Source organism: Lysinibacillus sp. RU7 (genome assembly GCF_057837305.1).
Map to the genome: position 1 here is coordinate 1 of NZ_JBYQFK010000016.1, position 17,684 is coordinate 17,684.

Annotated in this window: 26 protein-coding genes; 25 read left to right on the top strand and 1 reads right to left on the bottom strand. The window is 39.8% G+C overall.

The window, feature by feature from the left end; all coding sequences use genetic code 11:
* Nucleotides 1-91 precede the first annotated feature (91 nt).
* From AC3II9_RS12535 to AC3II9_RS12635, 21 genes are all read left to right on the top strand, one after another.
* The gene (locus AC3II9_RS12535; protein WP_489155912.1) at nucleotides 92-1,099 is read left to right on the top strand and encodes a phosphoadenosine phosphosulfate reductase domain-containing protein; all 1,008 of its coding nucleotides are present in this window, start codon (nucleotides 92-94) and stop codon (nucleotides 1,097-1,099) included.
* A 13-nt stretch (nucleotides 1,100-1,112) separates the two neighbouring features.
* On the top strand, nucleotides 1,113-1,490 hold the full coding sequence (locus tag AC3II9_RS12540; protein WP_489155914.1) for a YopX family protein: 378 nt from the start codon (nucleotides 1,113-1,115) through the stop codon (nucleotides 1,488-1,490).
* A 30-nt stretch (nucleotides 1,491-1,520) separates the two neighbouring features.
* Nucleotides 1,521-1,679, top strand: a complete 159-nt coding sequence (locus AC3II9_RS12545) for a hypothetical protein (RefSeq protein ID WP_489155916.1) — start codon at nucleotides 1,521-1,523, stop codon at nucleotides 1,677-1,679.
* A 344-nt stretch (nucleotides 1,680-2,023) separates the two neighbouring features.
* Nucleotides 2,024-2,203 carry a hypothetical protein gene (locus tag AC3II9_RS12550; RefSeq protein WP_391366634.1) on the top strand — a complete coding sequence of 60 codons (180 nt, stop codon included), beginning with the start codon at nucleotides 2,024-2,026 and terminating at the stop codon, nucleotides 2,201-2,203.
* Between the two features lie 94 nt (nucleotides 2,204-2,297).
* Nucleotides 2,298-2,825 (top strand): sigma factor-like helix-turn-helix DNA-binding protein, encoded by a 528-nt coding sequence (locus AC3II9_RS12555; protein WP_489155918.1) that lies wholly within the window; start codon nucleotides 2,298-2,300, stop codon nucleotides 2,823-2,825.
* A 151-nt stretch (nucleotides 2,826-2,976) separates the two neighbouring features.
* Complete coding sequence (locus AC3II9_RS12560) at nucleotides 2,977-3,408, top strand: terminase small subunit (protein ID WP_489156088.1); 432 nt, start codon at nucleotides 2,977-2,979, stop codon at nucleotides 3,406-3,408.
* Nucleotides 3,405-4,670: a PBSX family phage terminase large subunit gene (locus AC3II9_RS12565; RefSeq protein ID WP_489155919.1), complete on the top strand. Its 1,266-nt coding sequence runs from the start codon at nucleotides 3,405-3,407 to the stop codon at nucleotides 4,668-4,670. Before AC3II9_RS12560 ends, AC3II9_RS12565 begins: the two co-directional genes overlap by 4 nt.
* Before the next feature lie 17 nt (nucleotides 4,671-4,687).
* Nucleotides 4,688-6,193 carry a phage portal protein gene (locus tag AC3II9_RS12570; protein WP_489155921.1) on the top strand — a complete coding sequence of 502 codons (1,506 nt, stop codon included), beginning with the start codon at nucleotides 4,688-4,690 and terminating at the stop codon, nucleotides 6,191-6,193.
* Between the two features lie 25 nt (nucleotides 6,194-6,218).
* On the top strand, nucleotides 6,219-6,464 hold the full coding sequence (locus tag AC3II9_RS12575; RefSeq protein ID WP_489155923.1) for a hypothetical protein: 246 nt from the start codon (nucleotides 6,219-6,221) through the stop codon (nucleotides 6,462-6,464).
* Nucleotides 6,465-6,515: 51 nt separating this feature from the next.
* Nucleotides 6,516-7,562, top strand: coding sequence for a minor capsid protein (locus tag AC3II9_RS12580; RefSeq protein ID WP_489155924.1), 1,047 nt, complete (start codon nucleotides 6,516-6,518; stop codon nucleotides 7,560-7,562).
* A gap of 151 nt (nucleotides 7,563-7,713) precedes the next feature.
* Nucleotides 7,714-8,301 (top strand): phage scaffolding protein, encoded by a 588-nt coding sequence (locus AC3II9_RS12585; RefSeq protein ID WP_489155926.1) that lies wholly within the window; start codon nucleotides 7,714-7,716, stop codon nucleotides 8,299-8,301.
* Between the two features lie 24 nt (nucleotides 8,302-8,325).
* Nucleotides 8,326-9,279, top strand: a complete 954-nt coding sequence (locus tag AC3II9_RS12590; protein WP_489155928.1) for a major capsid protein — start codon at nucleotides 8,326-8,328, stop codon at nucleotides 9,277-9,279.
* A 12-nt stretch (nucleotides 9,280-9,291) separates the two neighbouring features.
* Complete coding sequence (locus AC3II9_RS12595; RefSeq protein WP_489155930.1) at nucleotides 9,292-9,588, top strand: hypothetical protein; 297 nt, start codon at nucleotides 9,292-9,294, stop codon at nucleotides 9,586-9,588.
* Nucleotides 9,589-9,599: 11 nt separating this feature from the next.
* Nucleotides 9,600-9,995, top strand: coding sequence for a hypothetical protein (locus AC3II9_RS12600; RefSeq protein WP_489155932.1), 396 nt, complete (start codon nucleotides 9,600-9,602; stop codon nucleotides 9,993-9,995).
* Nucleotides 9,989-10,351 carry a hypothetical protein gene (locus tag AC3II9_RS12605; protein ID WP_489155934.1) on the top strand — a complete coding sequence of 121 codons (363 nt, stop codon included), beginning with the start codon at nucleotides 9,989-9,991 and terminating at the stop codon, nucleotides 10,349-10,351. Before AC3II9_RS12600 ends, AC3II9_RS12605 begins: the two co-directional genes overlap by 7 nt.
* On the top strand, nucleotides 10,351-10,785 hold the full coding sequence (locus AC3II9_RS12610) for an HK97 gp10 family phage protein (RefSeq protein ID WP_489155936.1): 435 nt from the start codon (nucleotides 10,351-10,353) through the stop codon (nucleotides 10,783-10,785). The genes AC3II9_RS12605 and AC3II9_RS12610 overlap by 1 nt, the downstream gene beginning before the upstream one ends.
* On the top strand, nucleotides 10,775-11,197 hold the full coding sequence (locus AC3II9_RS12615) for a phage tail terminator family protein (protein ID WP_489155938.1): 423 nt from the start codon (nucleotides 10,775-10,777) through the stop codon (nucleotides 11,195-11,197). The genes AC3II9_RS12610 and AC3II9_RS12615 overlap by 11 nt, the downstream gene beginning before the upstream one ends.
* A gap of 4 nt (nucleotides 11,198-11,201) precedes the next feature.
* A complete protein-coding gene (locus tag AC3II9_RS12620; protein ID WP_489155940.1) occupies nucleotides 11,202-11,420 on the top strand; it encodes a hypothetical protein in 219 nt (72 codons plus the stop codon).
* A complete protein-coding gene (locus AC3II9_RS12625; RefSeq protein WP_489155942.1) occupies nucleotides 11,420-12,727 on the top strand; it encodes a phage tail sheath family protein in 1,308 nt (435 codons plus the stop codon). The genes AC3II9_RS12620 and AC3II9_RS12625 overlap by 1 nt, the downstream gene beginning before the upstream one ends.
* Before the next feature lie 11 nt (nucleotides 12,728-12,738).
* Complete coding sequence (locus tag AC3II9_RS12630; protein WP_489155944.1) at nucleotides 12,739-13,263, top strand: phage tail tube protein; 525 nt, start codon at nucleotides 12,739-12,741, stop codon at nucleotides 13,261-13,263.
* Between the two features lie 60 nt (nucleotides 13,264-13,323).
* Entirely contained in the window at nucleotides 13,324-13,545 is a 222-nt protein-coding gene (locus tag AC3II9_RS12635; RefSeq protein WP_489155945.1) for a hypothetical protein, read from the top strand.
* Here AC3II9_RS12635 and AC3II9_RS12640 read toward each other — a convergent pair.
* Nucleotides 13,529-13,798 carry a hypothetical protein gene (locus tag AC3II9_RS12640; RefSeq protein WP_489155947.1) on the bottom strand — a complete coding sequence of 90 codons (270 nt, stop codon included), beginning with the start codon at nucleotides 13,796-13,798 and terminating at the stop codon, nucleotides 13,529-13,531. The genes AC3II9_RS12635 and AC3II9_RS12640 overlap by 17 nt on opposite strands.
* A 77-nt stretch (nucleotides 13,799-13,875) precedes the next feature.
* Here AC3II9_RS12640 and AC3II9_RS12645 point away from each other — a divergent pair, with 77 nt between their 5' ends.
* From AC3II9_RS12645 to AC3II9_RS12660, 4 genes are read left to right on the top strand one after another with little or no spacing between them, the layout of a single operon-like run.
* On the top strand, nucleotides 13,876-14,298 hold the full coding sequence (locus AC3II9_RS12645; protein WP_489155949.1) for a phage tail assembly chaperone: 423 nt from the start codon (nucleotides 13,876-13,878) through the stop codon (nucleotides 14,296-14,298).
* A gap of 59 nt (nucleotides 14,299-14,357) precedes the next feature.
* Nucleotides 14,358-14,501 (top strand): hypothetical protein, encoded by a 144-nt coding sequence (locus AC3II9_RS12650; protein WP_489155950.1) that lies wholly within the window; start codon nucleotides 14,358-14,360, stop codon nucleotides 14,499-14,501.
* 49 nt (nucleotides 14,502-14,550) lie between these two features.
* A complete protein-coding gene (locus tag AC3II9_RS12655) occupies nucleotides 14,551-15,123 on the top strand; it encodes a DUF4352 domain-containing protein (RefSeq protein WP_489155952.1) in 573 nt (190 codons plus the stop codon).
* 59 nt (nucleotides 15,124-15,182) lie between these two features.
* On the top strand, nucleotides 15,183-17,684 hold the full coding sequence (locus tag AC3II9_RS12660; protein ID WP_489155954.1) for a tape measure protein: 2,502 nt from the start codon (nucleotides 15,183-15,185) through the stop codon (nucleotides 17,682-17,684).

Genomic DNA, 17,684 nt, shown 5'->3' on the forward strand with positions numbered 1-17,684 from the left:
GGTACCCCCTCCTAAACAAAAAAAATCATCTCTTCGCATTAATTGTTTTTATAAAACCTATTGACTGGAGGTAAGAAGGGAGTGAGCGATTTTGAAGAACCATGTCATATTTTTCAGCGGAGGCAAATCATCATTTACAGTCGCTCACTTAGTTAAAAAGCGATTCCCGAACGATAACATATTGCTTTATTTTACAGATACCCTTTGGGAGGATGAGGACTTATATCGCTTCATCTACGAAGCTAGTGACAAATTGGAACTTCCGATGTTGTACCATTCAGTAGGTTTAACGCCACCACAGTTGATGGCCAGAGAGCGATTTTTATATAACAGTCGCGTTGGTAATTGTTCGAAAAAATTAAAGATGGAACCAGCAGCGAAATTTTTCAAGAAGGGCATCAAACCAGCTATAGAAAAATGGTATAACGATCAATTTTTGAAAGCACCGATTGAGCCGTTAAGTGAAGAGTTTGTAACCGATACTTCTGTTTATTTTGGCATTGGGTGGGATGAAATGCATCGAGAAGGAGCTATTAAAAAGAACTGGGCGCCATTCGATGTGCAAATGCCATTAATTGAGGAAGTAGTAGACAACGAGGAAATATTGAAATTATATAGCATACGCAGACCACGACTTTATGATATGGGCTTTGTTCATAACAACTGCAAGGGACGCTGCGTTAAGGCAGGGCAAGGACATTATAAAAATCTACTGATGAAAGATGAGAAGACATTTCAAGAAGTAAAAGAGCAGGAAATTATCATAAGCGAATACATCCGGTATGCAAAACAACCACAAATAAAGAGTGGTAAATGTAAAGATTATCTATTCGAAGATGTATACACTTTCCTTTCGAATGGTGTCAAATCGGATAAAATAAAGAACATTTTAGCGAATGCCGATTATCTAGCTTCAGAGCGTAGGTTGTTTGGTAATGACAGTAAAGGAAAGCCAATCAATAAACCGTATTCGTACATCAAGACTATGACATTAAACGAGCTGGAGAAGAAACCTATCCAGTGTGATATTTGGGATATTGGTGGTTGTGGTTGTTTTATAGATTACGAAGATGAGCAGCATAAACATTTTGCGCAGTAATTGGAGGGTTGATATGGACAATATAAAGTTTCGTGCAAAAATCATCGATGAATCACATTTAAGCGCTGGGAAGATTGTTGATGTGGAATGGATTGACTTTAAAAATAAACAGATTACATTTAACGGCGTAGCATTTGAAATGGGGTTCGGCGAGCTAATAGAAAGCGCAAAAGAAAATCAATTTAAGCTTTTACAATATAGCGGTTATGAAGACATGGACGGTAACAAGATTTATGACGGTCACATTATTCGGATATTCGATGATGAAGACTCGGATGAAGGTTGGAACGAAGAAGTGAGTATGCATATGGGAGCGTTTATGGCGGGCGATGAGAATTTGATTGCTAACGTTCATTTTAGATCAAGAATTATCGGCACTATTTTTGATTGAAACATTTTGCTTAGGAAAGGACGTGAGTTTTTGGGGAAGAGTATTTATTTTACATCCCATGAGTTGTCCTTGTTACTTCGATGTGTAGAGCATGTAGATCAAGGTGACTACAGCCAAGATGAACCCGAACATCAAATGTTGGAGAAAATTTGGAATAAGATTCATGATGCACGAGAAAAAGATAACTAAGCATTCCGTCAATTATACGTAGGAAGGTGATTGTGATAAATGGAGACTCTGAAATACGAATGCGACGATTGTGGCGAGGTTTACGAAACTACAGACCAAGATTTAATTTATTGTGACTCTGATCAATGCGTCGATAAAAACATTAAATTGTCACGCTTGCATGAGTTATAGAAATGGCTAGAGGGAAACGTAGCAAAAAGAAAAGCATGTTACATGATCTAGTGGATTTTGTATTATCCATAGTTGAAAGTATTTTGCCATAAAAAATAGCCCAGCATCAGCCGAGCCACCTCAAAATCTATCAAACTTATACACGTAACTCCATTATATACGAGGTGGGCGACATGGGCAAAGAATCAACTCAACAAGCAATAACATTAGAAGACGGTGTGCACATTGTACAGGGCGGTAAAATTGTAGATGTACTGTTACCGAAAGAATACGGGCAGGACATTATTAATTGGCAACATGGTTCAGTTTTCGAGGTGAGCGAAAGTAAACGTCGCCGTATTAAAACTAAATAGTCTTTTACGGAAAACACCGGAGGACATGAAGTTTAGAGACAAGGGCAGTCTCTAGCTTTGTGTCCTCTTTTTTATTTTAAAGGGGGCAACGGGCATGTATTTTCCAGATTTAATCGAAGAATATAAGCAGTCATTGAAGGATTTACGAGAGATCGGTGGTTGTCTAAGTATGCAGCGGGACTTGATGGAAGCTATTAAGTGGATGGAAACTGGTTATGATCCAGCTGAGTATCGCGCGGCTACTCGGATTGATTCGTACCCAGTAGACCCATATCATATGCAAACATATATGGCTTATGTTAACGACGAGGATAAAATGTTAGATTCCTTAATGAATTTACAAAATTATTTAAGCTCTCACAAGCATGAACAGCGTTTTAAGGCAGAGTGGCGCAGAGCTGAAGATAATAAGCAGAAGATAAACAGTGCGCTAAAAGGGTTGACTGACGATGAACGGGCTGTATTTGTAGCAATCGAAGCTGACCGCAGTTCGTTTAGCCAAGTAGCAAAAATGCTAGTTGTAACAAAAAGTACAGTGCAAAGTTATTATAACCGAGCTAAAAGGAAAATTCGTAAGAACCTTGAAAATGGGACTCAGCAGGATTTGTTTGATATTGCATAAAGTATTTATTGCTTTTTGCCATACGATTACCTATATATAAGAGTTTCAATATTTATAAGTCACGTTTCTATGAGCGTGGCTTTTTAAATTATTTTTATTGAGTGATTAACATAAATGAGGTGAGGCCATTGGGAAAGTAAATAAATTAACAATAAAGCAACAAGCGTTTGCCGATGCCTATATCGAGCTAGGAAATGCGACACAAGCGTATTTAAAGGCATATCCAAATGTTAAGAAGGAAACAACAGCTAAAGCGAATGCGAGTAGATTGCTAACAAATGCTAACGTTTCCGCTTATATAGCCGAACGTATGGAAGAATTGAAGTCGGAACGTGTAGCGGATCAGCAGGAAATATTGGAGCTGCTAACGTCAGTATTACGTGGTGAGGCACAATCAGCAGTATTGCGCGGCATCGGCGAAGGTGCTCAAACAATCGATGAAGAGATGCCACCGACAACGGCTGAACGTATTAAGGCTGCAGAACTTCTGGGCAAGCGATACGCAATGTGGACGGATAAACAGGAAATCAACGGTACTGTTACGCCGATATTCGTTGATGATATAAGCGGTGAGAAAAAATGACGACAAAGAAGTTATCTGAACTCATTCCGAAAGCTTTCCACCCGCTATGGAATGCCGCGCTTGCGAAGGATATTTTACATGTTGTTTGCAAGGGCGGTCGTGGTAGCGGTAAGTCATCGAATATAGCGCATATATTTGTGCAGCTACTCATGCGTTATCCAGTCAATGCTGTGGGGATTCGTAAGGTTGACAACACAATTGAAGCATCGATTTTCGAGCAAATTAAGTGGGCCATTCATGAGCAAGGGGTGGCGCATTTATTTAAGATTAATAAGAGTCCGATGCGTGTAACATATATGCCGCGCGGTAACTATATGATTTTCAGAGGCGCACAGGATCCTGCACGTATCAAATCTTTGAAAAGTGCCGAATTTCCATTTGCATTATGCTGGGTAGAGGAAATGGCTGAATTTAAAAATGAAGATGAAATTACGACTATCACTAACTCGCTTTTGCGCGGCGAGCTGGATGATGGTCTTTTTTATAAGTTTTTCTATTCATATAATCCACCGAAAAGAAAGCAATCTTGGGTGAATAAAAAGTATGAGAGCTCGTTCCAGCCAGATAATACCGTGGTACATCATTCTACGTATCATGACAATCCGTACATTTCAAAGCAATTTATTGAAGAGGCAGAAGCTGCAAAAGCACGAAATCCATTACGTTATCGCTGGGAGTATGGTGGCGAAGCGATTGGCTCAGGTGTTGTACCATTCGATAATTTAGTCGTTCAGAAGGGATGTATTACCGATGAGATGGTAGCTTCATTCGATAACATTCGTAACGCTGTTGACTTTGGTTATGCTACGGATCCATTAGCGTTTGTGCGCTGGCATTATGATAAAAAGAAAAATGCTATCTATGCCATTGACCAGGTATACGGTGTAAAAATAAGTAACCGCGCGCTAGCTAAAAAGCTAAAGGAGCGCGGCTATCAAAATGACCGCATTGCAGCAGATAGTGCGGAGCCAAAGTCCATTGCGGAGCTTCGTGACGAGTTAGGTATCCCGCGCATTTACGGTGTGAAAAAAGGTCCTGATAGCGTTGAATATGGCGAGGAATGGCTAGATGATTTAGATGCTATTTACATTGACCCATTACGTACACCAGATATCGCCAAAGAATTTGAAAATATCGATTATCAAACAGATAAAGATGGCAATCCGTTGCCGCGCTTAGAGGACAAAGACAATCATACGATCGATGCAACACGTTATGCATTTGAAGGTGATATGCGTCCATCTACATTCAGTTTCGATTAAGAAAGGTGTGAACATGTATGACAGGTTATTTCCCGTTTCAGGGCAATACGACAGAGACAGATAAGTTAAATCAATTAATATCTCAGCACGTGCCAATGGCTACTGATGATTTGAAAGCACTTGAGCGCGCGGTTTTACGATTTTTAAAATCAGATGAGCGTAAATTGATGTTACTGGGTGAGGCTTACTATGAGGGAGAGCATGATATTTTGAAGCGTGAGCGTACAGTTATCGGACCGAATGGCATGCAAGTACAAGCCGAACATTTACCGAATAACCGCCGCGTCGATAATCAATATGCGATGTTAGTGGACCAAAAGGTGAACTATTTACTCGCCAAACCATTGACGGTAGAAACGCAAAACGAACAATATCATGCCGCGCTCAAGCAGGTGCTAAACAAGCGTTTTCATCGGTTATTGCGTAATGTAGGTGAAGCTTCGTTAAATCAAGGGCTTGCTTGGCTGCATCCTTATTATGATGAAAAGGGTCAGCTCGCGTTTAAGCGGTTCCCTGCGCATGAAATTCTTCCTTTTTGGGAGGACGGTGATAAGACTAATGTTAAGTCGGCTATGCGTATTTACAACATTGTCGAGTTGCATGGGACGAAAGAAAAGATTGTGACCAAGGTAGAGCATTATCAGCTAGACGGTATCGATCATTATGAATGGGTAAATAATGCGCTTATTCCAGCAGAGGATCGTTCGTATTATTTAACATTGGAGTCCTATGCCGGTGACGAGCTACAGGTGGATTATTTGAATTGGGAGCGCCTGCCGCTCATTCCGTTCAAATACAATCACAAGGTTATCCCACTGATTAAGCGTGTGAAAAACCTTCAGGACGCATACAATAAAATTCTTTCAAATTTCGAGAACCATATGGATGAGGACACGCACAATACCATTATCGTACTAGAAAATTACGATGGGCAGAACCTAGGAGAGTTCCGTCATAATCTTGCGAAGTATGGCGCGGTAAAAGTACGTTCCGATGGCGGGAGCCGCGGTGATGTCCGTACACTTGAAATTACCGTAAATAAAGATAACTATGAGTCCATTTTGAAATTGTTCAAGCGGGCCATTATTGAAAATGGCAAAGGTGTAGATATGAAGGACGAGCGTATGGGCGGCAACATGAATCAGATGAATATTCAATCAATGTATTTGGATATCGATCTAGACGCTAATGCGATCGAAACGGAATATCAAGCCGCATTTGAGGACTTGTTATGGTTCATCAATCAGGATTTTGCTAATAAGGGACTAGGTGACTTTGACGGTGAGCAAGTGGATATCATCTTTAATCGTGATGTATTAATCAATGAAACAGAGGTTATTGAGGGCTTAGATAAATCAACGTATTTATCTGAGGAAACAAAGATTGCTCAGCATCCTTATGTAAAAGATGTGCAACTAGAATTGAAGCGCAAGAAGCAAGAGCAGCAGGAACAAATGAATATGTTTGATAATTATGATGAGACTTTTAAGCAGAAGCAGGGTGTTGAAGGTGGTATAATTTAGAAAACACTTTTAGGGGGCGTTTGAATTGTCGAAGAATAAAATTATTGGTGATGTATTGGATGAAATTTCAGGAGAATTAAAAGATTTTTATGCTAATAACCCGGGCAAAAAAGCGGAAGTTGTTTTAAGCAAAGAACTATATGAGGATATAAAAAACTCATCTCCTAAAGGAACCTATGATACCGGAAAATCTACTTCTATTTTCGGTTCTGATTTTACGGTTGAAGAATCAGAAGAACATTTCACAGTACGGGAATATAAACGTCAATGAAGTCACTCAATAGAGTGGCTTTTTATTATTGCCATGAAAGTAGGTGATTGAATGGTAAAAAAGCCGCGCAATTATTGGCGCAAACGATTTGAGCTATTAGAAGATGCCCAGCACCGCCGTTCCGTTTTTTATTATGCTGAACTTGAGAAGATATACATTAAAACGATGGCTGAGCTTGAGAAGGATATTCTAAAGTGGTATGCGGGGTTCGCTGACAATAACGAAATTACACTAGATGAGGCTAAACGTTTGTTGAAATCTGACGAGCTGCGCGAGTTTCGTTGGACAGTAGAAGAATACATTGATTATGGCCAAAAGAACGCGATGAATCAGCAGTGGATGAAACAGCTTGAAAATGCCTCCGCGCGGGTTCATATTAGCCGATTAGAGTCCCTACAGATACAAATACAGCAGCACATTGAAAAGTTGTATGACGGGCATATTAAAGGCTTTGAACAGTTTATTAAAGAAAGCTATCAGTCCCAATACTATCATACAGCTTTTGAAGTGCAGCGTGCTTTTGGTGTTGGTTTTACGTTACAGAAGCTCGATGAAAGGTTGTTAACGCAAGTGATTAGTAAGCCTTGGACAGCAGATAACCTGACTTTCAGCTCAAAGCTTTGGCGTGATCGTGGCTTGCTAATTGACACGTTACACAAGGAGCTAGGACAATCTGTTGCACGCGGCATTGGACCAGAAAAGATTGTGAGTGCAGTGCATCAAAAGCTTGGTTCGGCTGCTTCTAAAAATCAAGTGCGCCGTTTAGTCATGACGGAATCCTCCTTCTTTAGTGCTGCCGCGCAAAAGGCTGCATTTGGAGAGCTAAATGTTGAGCAGTACGAAATTATTGCCACATTGGACAGCAAGACCAGTGACATATGCCAGTCTATGGACGGGAAAGTATTCAAAATGAGCGATTTTGAGCCAGGCATTACAGCAAATCCTTTCCACCCTTTTGTCGTACGACCACAGCTCCGTTTTTTGATGACGATTATAGTCAAAGGGTGGCTCGTGGTCGAAACGGTGAAATTTATTATATTGATAGCAAGATTAAATATCCGGAATGGTATGAGCGTTTTGTTGTATAAATCAATCTAAGTCACTCATTAATTTGAAAGGCTTTTTATTTTTGCCATACGATTACCCTATATATGAAATACTTTCCGCCAAAAGCTCAAACAGGCGTAAAAAGCGAATAGAGCAAACATTCCATCGTGCCGTTGCACGTTAAAGTCGAAGGAGGATGCACATGTTAACGAAAGAAATTTTATTATCGATGGGCTATACGGAGGAGCAAGCGCAACAGCTATTGGATGCACAAGGTGTTGTTATCCCTAAGACGCGCTTTGATGAGGTAAACAATGCAAAAAAGGCACTTGAAAAGCAGATTGAAACGCATGATGCACAGTTGAAGGATTTGCAGGACAAGGCGAAAGGTCATGAAACATTGCAAGCCGAAATTACGAAGCTCCAGGAAGCCCAGCAACAAGCTAAGGAGCAATATGAACAGCAATTACAGGAAGAGCGTTTAAGCGCGGCTGTTAAATTATCTTTAGCTGGTAAGGTGCAAGATGTTGATATTGTAGCAGGCTTGCTAGACAAAGCGAAAATTGAATTAGATGACAAGTGCGCTATTAAAGGTGGTCTTGACGATCAGTTAACGACTTTGAAAGAATCGAAGTCGTTTTTATTTGTGCCTGAAAAGGAAACACAGCAACAACAAACAAATTTAAGAGGTTTTGTTCCTCCTGCCGGTGACGGTGGTGCAGGGCAGCCGAACGCACAGCCAAAGTCCCTAGGTGATGCTGTAGCCGCTTATTTCAGCAAGGGCGAATAACTTTAAGGAAGAAGGTAATTTCACATGGCAGTAACATTAGCGCAAGCAAAATTAAATGTACAGGATGATTTACAAATGGGTGTAATTGATGAGTTCCGTAAGAGCTCATTTCTTTTTGACAATTTAACATTCGATGATGTTGTTACGCCAACTGGTGGCGGCGCAACATTAACATATGGCTATACTCGTTTAAAGACACAGCCAACTGCTGGATTCCGCGCGGTGAATAATGAGTATACACCTGGTGAAGTACAAAAGGAGCGCATCACTACTGATCTAGCAGTATTCGGTGGTTCGTTCGAGATTGACCGTATTATTGCGAATATGGGCGGTATCGTGAGTGAAACAACATTACAAATGCAACAAAAAATCAAAGCAGCTTCTGCATTATTCAATGACACTGTTATTAACGGTGACACAGCTGTTGACGCAAATTGTTTTGATGGATTGGATAAAGCACTAACTGGATCGTCTACTGAATACGACCCAGCGGTGGCTATCGACTTGTCTACTTCAGCATTAGTTGACACAAACTATTCTCGCTTCTTGGATGAGCTTGATGAATTCTTAATGGGGCTTGATGGTAAGCCCGATTTCATTGGTGGTAACTTGAAGCTAATTGCAAAAATCCGCGCGGCAGCTCGCCGTGCAGGAGCATACCAAATTACGAAAAATGATTTTGGTGTGAATGTTGAGTACTACAATGGCATTCCGTTAGTTGATTTTGGTGCTAAACCAGGATCGAATACAGATGTCGTAGGAGTTGACATAGATGGTCATACGTCCCTGTATGCCGCTCGTTTAGGCTTAGACGGTTTCCACGGTATTTCAATGGCAAATCAGTCACCTGTTAATACATGGCTACCAGATTTTAAAACAGCCGGAGCTGTGAAAAAAGGTGAGGTTGAGATGGTTGCGGGCGTTGCGTTAAAGGCTACCAAAGCCGCGGGTGTAATGCGCAAAATCAAGGTGAAGTAAGGAGGGAAATCCATGGCTAAAATTTATGCACCTAATAAAAAATATACGGGGGTATCTGCTACAGTACCATTTGTGAATGGTATAGGTGAAACGGAGAATGAGCATTTAATTAAATGGTTCGCTTCAAAAGGTTACAAAGTAGAGAAGGACGAAATGTCTCCAGCTGATCCACAACTTGTTAATCCGTTTGAAGGGAAAACCATTGAGGAATTAAAAGCTTATGCCGAGGAGCGCGGCATCGATATTGGTAAGGCTTCCACTGAGGAAGGGATTATCAAAAAAATCGAAGAGGCTCAAAAAGCAGAATAGGGTGTGATTGCATGCTCGAAAAAGTAAAAGAACGTTTAGCCGCATTAGGTGTTGCGGTGTCTAATGAGCCAACATCTACAGATGATTATTTGCTTACTTTTGCAGTAAAAAAAACGACTGACCATATTAATAATCAAACAAATTTATATGAGATTCCTCAAGGGTTAGAACATGTCGCTATCGATATGGCCGTTGGGGAATTTTTGTTTACTAAAAAATCCATGGGCTTACTAGATATTAGCACGTTGAATTTTGATGCTGTTGAAAAGCGCGTCAAAGACGGTGACACCGATGTTGAATTTGCCGTTGATGCAAAATCCACACCAGAAGCACGCTTCAACGCTTTTATTACTTATCTGCAACATAACGAAGTCGATTTCGTGAAATATCGGGTGCTCACATGGTAAGCGCTCGTCGTAAAGCACTTGAAAAGCTATGGCGTGGTAAATGCACTGTTATTGCATGGCAAGAAGTTGAGGATCCAATCACTCATGTTACAACAACTGGAGAGGCCACTATTCATGAAAATCTCAAATGTAAGTTATCCCATGAAAAGCTCACTAGCACATCGTCAACCGGTGGACCAGCAATGATTACAAAGCAAATTAAACTGTCGCTTGGAAATGAATATGAGATACCGGCAGGATGTAAAATCATCGTTACCCAAGACAATGTGATGGAAGAATACACTCGTAGTGGTAAACCTGGTATCTTCATGGACCATCAAGAAATCGTACTCGATTTATTTAAGGGGTGGGCTTGATGGCTAGACGTGGAGCACGCGTGGATTATCGGCAACTACAACGTATGCAGAGGAAAATACAACGTCTCGGACAGGATTATGAAAAGTTCCTTGAATCCATGACGAAAGAGATTGCGGCTCGTTTGTTACGTAAGGTCAAGTTGCGTACACCTGTTGGGGTTTATGAAGATGGACGTACTGGTGGTACTTTAAGAAATGCTTGGACTGCTGATACTACCGTTAAAAAGGTTGGTAATAATTATCAAATTGAAGTGTTTAATCCAACAGAATACGCTATGTATGTTGAATTTGGACACCGTACTGTTAATCATCAAGGTTGGGTAAACGGGCGCTTCATGATGACTATTTCAGCAAACGAATTAGAAGGGCAAGCACCAGCAATCATCGAACGAAAATTAACACGAATGCTAAAGGAGGCTTTCGATGGAAATTAACGATATCATGGTTGCTATTTCACGAAAGCTACATGAAGTGTTCGGCAACAACTACAAAAAATATATGGATGAAATACCGCAGGGGTTTTCCACTCCTGCTTTTTTCATTCAGTTTTTGCATTTAGATCACATTCCACAAATCGGCAAACGGTGGAAGATAAGAGCGCAGTTTAACGTGCAGTATTTCCCACGAAACGGTGCGTCGGAGAGCGCCAATATGAGTTTGAAGGTGCAACATGCACTGAAAGAAGTAGCACTCCTAAATGGTTCGCTTATGCGTGCTACAAGTAAGTCAAGTGAGGTTGTTGATGGTATCGGTCATAACTTCATGAATTTTAATTTCTTCTTACAGGAAATCGAAGCAAAAGTGCTCATGGGTTCGTTAGAGCATTATCAAAAAACGAAAGGGTGATTGGATGGATCGGGCTGAAAAAATGACTGGTGTTACAGCTGAACAAGTAGGAGAAGCGATTGAACAAACATTTCCGAGATTTTCAAAAGAGCAGTTATTGAAGTCTCGTAAATACGCCCATCGTCGTGATGCCTTAAAGGTGTTATTAAAAGATGATGAGCAATATACGCAACTACAAGTAGAAAAAATCTTGAAAGGATTTTATGAAGGAGGGAACAAGTAATGGCGTTAGGTGGGGGTACATGGTTAACCCAAAATAAGAAGTTACCCGGTGTTTATCATAATTTCATCAGCAAGGCCCGTGCATTTGTTAACTTAGCTGACCGTGGCTATGTTGCATTACCAGATGTGTTTGATTGGTATAAAGAGGGAGCAATGACTATTACAGCTGAAGCATTTGAAAGTGATTCCTTGTCGTTATTTGGCTACGACTACACTAGCGATAAATTAGACGGCATCAAAGACATTTTCAAAAACTCACATACGTTATTTATCCATCCGATTAATGAAAACGGTGTTGCTGCATCTAATGCGTATGGTACAGCTGCACGTAAAGGGATTCGTGGTAATGATTTAACGATTGTTATTTCAATTAACGTAGACAATCCATCAAAATTTGATGTAATGACTTATTTCGGTCCATCGCTAGTGGATGAACAAACCGTTGAAACAGCAGAGCAATTGGTTGATACAGAATTTGTTGTATTTAAGAAAAATGCAACATTAGCAGAAACAGCTGGTACGCCGTTTATCGGTGGTTCAAACGGTACAACACCAACAGGTACACCGTGGCAAAAAGCACTGGATAAATTTGAATCATTAGGCTTTAACGGCTTAATTTGTCCATCCGATGATGAAGGTATTAAAGAGCTGTTTATCGCTTATACAAAACGTATGCGTGATTCGGTAGGTGCGAAATTCCAACTAATCGGTCACAACTTAGGCAACACAGATCACGAAGGAATTATTGACGTACACAATTCAGTTGTCGGTGGTACACATGAATTAGTTTACTGGGTAGGTGGTGCTGCAGCAGGTTGCCAAGTAAATAAATCGAATACCAATAAATTGTATGACGGTAACTTTGAAATTAGTTTTGAGGGTGCGACAACTCAATTACAGTTAACGGAACTCTTAACATCAGGGAAATTTATTTTCCATCATGTTGGTGAAGAAATTCGTGTGCTTGAAGATATTAATACGTTCGTATCGTTTACAGTTGATAAAAACGAGGACTTCGGCATGAATCAGGTCATCCGTGTACTTGATCAAATCGCTATCGATACGGCGCATTTATTTAACAAGCGATACTTAGGTAAAGTGCCGAACGATGATGATGGTCGTATCTCGCTTAGAAACGATTTAAAAGCGCACCGTGAGGAAATGCAACGTATTCGAGCAATTCAAAATTACAATCCAGAGCTGTTAATTGTGAAGCAAGGCAATTCGAAGAAAGCGGTTGTTGTGGACGAAGAAGTCATTCCAACAGTTGCAATGACGCAACTTTATGTCACAACGACAGTAGCGTAAGGAGGGGGAACATGAAGGATTTTCAGCCATTAGTAACGTTAAACTTACAGTTCTTTGCTGGTGCAACAGACACAATGCATGCGCGTGACTCAATTCACGGTGCTCAAGGTCGTGCATACGTAACGATTGATGAGACGCGCTATTTATTTGCACAACTTATCAATTTAGAGGCACGTATGGACAAAACAAAAACAAAAGTGCCAATCATGGGACGTCCAGGTAAAGGGAATAAATCGACAGGATGGGAGGGCACAGGTTCAGCTACATTCCACTTTAATACATCGATTTTCCGTAAGATTTTAAAACATTACAAAGATACAGGTGAGGATATTTATTTCGATATTCAAACAACCAATGAAGATAATACTTCCACAGTTGGCCGTCAGACTACAATTCTTATCGACTGTAACTTGGATGGGGGCATTATTGCCTTGTTAGATGCAGACTCTGAATATCTTGAAGACGATTTCGAATTTACTTTTGAAGATTGGGATATGCCAGAAGAGTTTTCTATTCTTGATGTAATGCAAGGATAATTGAGCTTGCCGATTTTTCGGTAGGCTTTTATGATAGCCGAGAAAGTGGAGGCGAATGAAATGAATATTAGAAATGTAGTGGATGGGGTTATGGAAGCAAAGTTTTTAAAAGCAACAACCGCAGAAGCGAAATTGCTTACTTGCGAATTGTTGCTTAAAGAACTACAAACTACTACCCCGTCCGAATTACAAAATTACTTAGAAGAAATACTTCTTCATAAGGAAGGACCCAAATGTACTATTACATTCTCTTTTCCACTAGAGATTAAGGAACAAATGTAGATTTCGCAAATTCTACCCCTTGTTCGGTTAATTCATAACAAATAAGAGTGTCGTTGTTTAAAGGATTAACCGGACCGTCAGCAAAGTTATTGACATGTGATAGTACATGTCCACTTTCTTCTAAGTATTCAATGGCATCAGAATAATATATCGCATCCGTCGAATTTCGTGGTTGAAATTCCGTATAAGAACTGCCATTCGTACTGTAATTTTCATAAGCAAATTGTAGTAAATGTTTTTCAAATTTATTCACAACTCTCACCTCTCTTTCTGTAAAAATTATACAGTTAGTGAGGTTTATTAAAAATACAAAAAGGACAGGTGGAAAATATGAATTTACAAGCATTCATGGCGCAAAACGTAGAGCGCCCAACTATTGAGGAACATGCAGTATCTAATCGGTTTAAGGATGAAAAAGGTGTTGTGAAATGGCAATTCGGCGCAATCGGCGGTGACAAGGATGCTGCATTACGTAAAGAATGTACTCGTCGTGTACCAGTACCGATGAAAAAAGGTTTAACGATGCCAGAACTCGATAGCAACCTTTACTCACTTAAATTAGTGACAGCGACAGTTACATTCCCGGACTTACACAATAAAGAGTTACAGGATTCTTACGGTGTAATGGGTGCTGAAGAATTAGTGCAAAAAATGTTGTTACCAGGTGAACTGGCGAAAGCAAAAGAAATCGCTCAATCAGTAAACGGCTTTGATTTATCGATGGATGATCTTGTAGAAGAAGCAAAAAACTAATTAACGACGGTGATAGTGATGCTAATATCGCGCATTATGCGTTACATAAGCTAAAGCTATTGCCGTCACAATATTTAGCGTTAGATCGGTATGAACGTGCCTTTGTTATTGCTTCTATTCAGGTTAAAGTGGATGCTGATAAGAAGCAGGAAAAGGAAGCAAAGAAGCAAGGGCGTAAAGGTAAAACTAGTAAAAAGCGGTAGAAAGTAGACCTTCCTACATGTATAATTGTGTATGAGGAGGGATAGTTTTATGAAGAAATTTGTGAAATTTGGTTGTGGAGGTACTATTGCTTTATTTGTTTTATTAGTAATTATCGGTCTACTAATTGGCGATGATAGTCAAAATCCAAATGAAAAAGATTCTGTTGCAAATACAACTAAAGAAGAAAGCGACAAACCTTTAGTCGAAGAAAATAAAAAAACTAGCATCGGTGAAGAACTTGCTGTAGGTAAAGTGATTTTTAAAGTAAATTCTATCGGTGAAGTTAACGAAATCAGTGCTGCTAATGGTTATATGAAATATACTCCTGATGTTGATGGTGCAGTATTTTTAAATGTGAATGTAACTGTACGTAACGATGGTAATGAAATGATTCAAACGGATTCAAGCTTTTTTAAGTTAAAAGCAGCAAATGGAGCTGAATATTCGCCATCATCGATTATCGTAGCAGATGATAAATACTTTACCTTCGAAGGTATCAATCCAGGACTCGCGCTTACTGGTAACGTAGTGTTTGAAGTACCAGCTGGATTAACAGGTTTAGATTTACAAGTGAAAACAGGTTTTTGGGGAACAGAGACAGGTACTATAAATTTAAATTAATTACAGAAAGTCACTCGTATTTGAGTGGCTTTTTATTATGTCTGAAAGGAGGGATACTTTTGGCGACCATTCATACATCTATCATGATTGAAGATATGATGTCCAAACAATTTCATGCCATGAATATGGCGATGACGAGTGTAATAGATGCTTTTGAACAGATTGAGAGTGCTTCAAGCAACGCGATTGATGTAACTGCTTTAAGGCAGGCTCATAGTGAATTACAAAACTTAGAATCCACCTTCAATCAGTTAGAACATGAAATTCAGCAATCAGAAGATGCACAGGAAAGGTTTAACCGCGACATTCGTGCCGGGAATGATTTAGCACGCAATTTACTTGGCACAATCGGGGCGATTGCTGGTACGTATTTATCTATACAGGGTATCGGCCAAGCGTTAAGTATGTCAGACCAAATGACAGATACTACAGCTCGTATACAACTTCTTATTGATGATATGCCAGTAATCGATGACCAATTCATCAATGTTGATATGAAATCATCAGGAATAAACGAAGTGCAACATGATATCGATAATTTAAATACTCTTCTGACACTAAATGCGAATTGGAATGATCTTCAGATTCAGCAAGATCTTAAGGCTTTAGATAATTCAGTTGTTAATGTTGATGTGCAAACAGACGGCGAGCAGTTGGCTGAGCTATCATCTAATCTTTCGCAGATTCGAACCAATGAAGCGAACGTACTACTTTCGGTAGAGAATATACAATCACTTGATGATGTACAAGGAAAAGTGAATGCCCTACAAGCTACTTCTATGAATGTGAATGTGGCAGTAACGGGCATGAGCCAAATTGAACAAGCTCAACAATTAATTTTTGAATCAGCCCAACGATCTTATTCATCATTTAAAGATACTGCCGACATGGTATCTCGTATCGGCTCGAATGCTAGAGATGCATTCGGGAGTATATCAGAAGTAATCGCGTTTACTGAACTTGTACAAAAACAATTCGGTATTGCTGGTGCAAATGCCGTTGAAGCGGGTAATGCAACATTACAGTTATCACAAGCTCTCGCATCAGGTGTACTTCGTGGAGACGAATTAAACTCAATCTTTGAGCAAGCTCCAAACTTAATTGGTACTATAGCGGACTATATAGGTGAACCGATAGGTCGAATACGTGAATTAGCTACAGAAGGGGCTATTACTGCAGATATTGTAAAAAACGCAATGTTTGCAGCATCTGATGAAATAAACGATAAATTTAATTCCATGCCTACAACGTGGTCACAAATATGGACCAATATGAAAAACGATGCATTATGGGCTTTTAGAGATGTACTTTCGTATATAAATAGCATAGCAAATAGCGATAACATGAAGTCTTTTTTACAAGATATGAAAGGGCAATTGTATTTACTTGCTGAATATGCTATGCAAGCATTACAAATGATGGCTAGCATCGGTTCGTTTGTATACACTAATTGGTCAGTTATTGCTCCTGTTGTTCAATTGGCAGGGAGTGCATTATTTGCGTTTATCGGTTATTTAACGGCCGCTAAATTAGCGACCATTTTACTTACTATAGCGCAATGGGAATTAAATGCAGCTATGATGGCAAATCCTGTTGGATTAATTATCGCTGCAATAATTCTCTTAATCGGATTATTTTACGCCGCGATTGCAGTAGTGAATCATTTCGCTGATACCTCTATCAGTGCAACAGGCATAATTGTTGCTGGATTTATGTTTATGTATTCAACTTTTTATAACATCATTGTATTTATGTTGAATTTGATATTAATGTTCGCTGAGTTCTGGGTAAATGTATGGACAAATCCTGTGTACGCTATAAAAAGGTTATTCGCAAATCTAGCGACTACCGCAATTGATATGGCTACTTCTATGATCGGTTCTTTCGATAGTGCTGCAACGAACTTGGCGAATATGTTTATTGCTGGTGCCAATATGGCTATAAAGGCTATAAATTGGGTAATTGATGCCTTAAATAATGTTCCAGGTATCGATATAGGTAAGGTAGGAGAGGTAAGTCAAAGGGCATCTTTAGTTGCCGATTATAGCGGACTAAAAAATACCATTAATGATTGGGTAGGGGAAGCCCCTGATAACTATTGGAAGGCACCGCAAATCGATTACACATCACCATTAGATAACGCTGTGCAAGGTTACGAGTGGGGAGCGAATTTATTTAATGCTGATAAATTTAAATTCGGTATACCTTCCATCACCGACTCCTTCACCGATCTCACCGATTTAGCAGGCTTGGATTTAGATAATTTAGCTGCTGGTTTAGGGGGGATTGAGGATGCACTTGGTAAAGGGAATGCTGCAGGTCGAGATACGGCGAATAATACAGGGAAACTAGCTGATAGCGTCACGATGTTAGAAGAAGATTTGAAGTATTTACGCGATATTGCTGCCCGTGACTCAATCAATCGCTATACAACTGCTGAAATTAAAGTGGATATGAAGAACGAAAACTTTATCAATTCCGATATGGATATCGACGGGGTTATTGATCGTTTCGGTGAGAAGATGGAAGAGGCCGCAGCGAATATAGCAGAGGGGGACTAA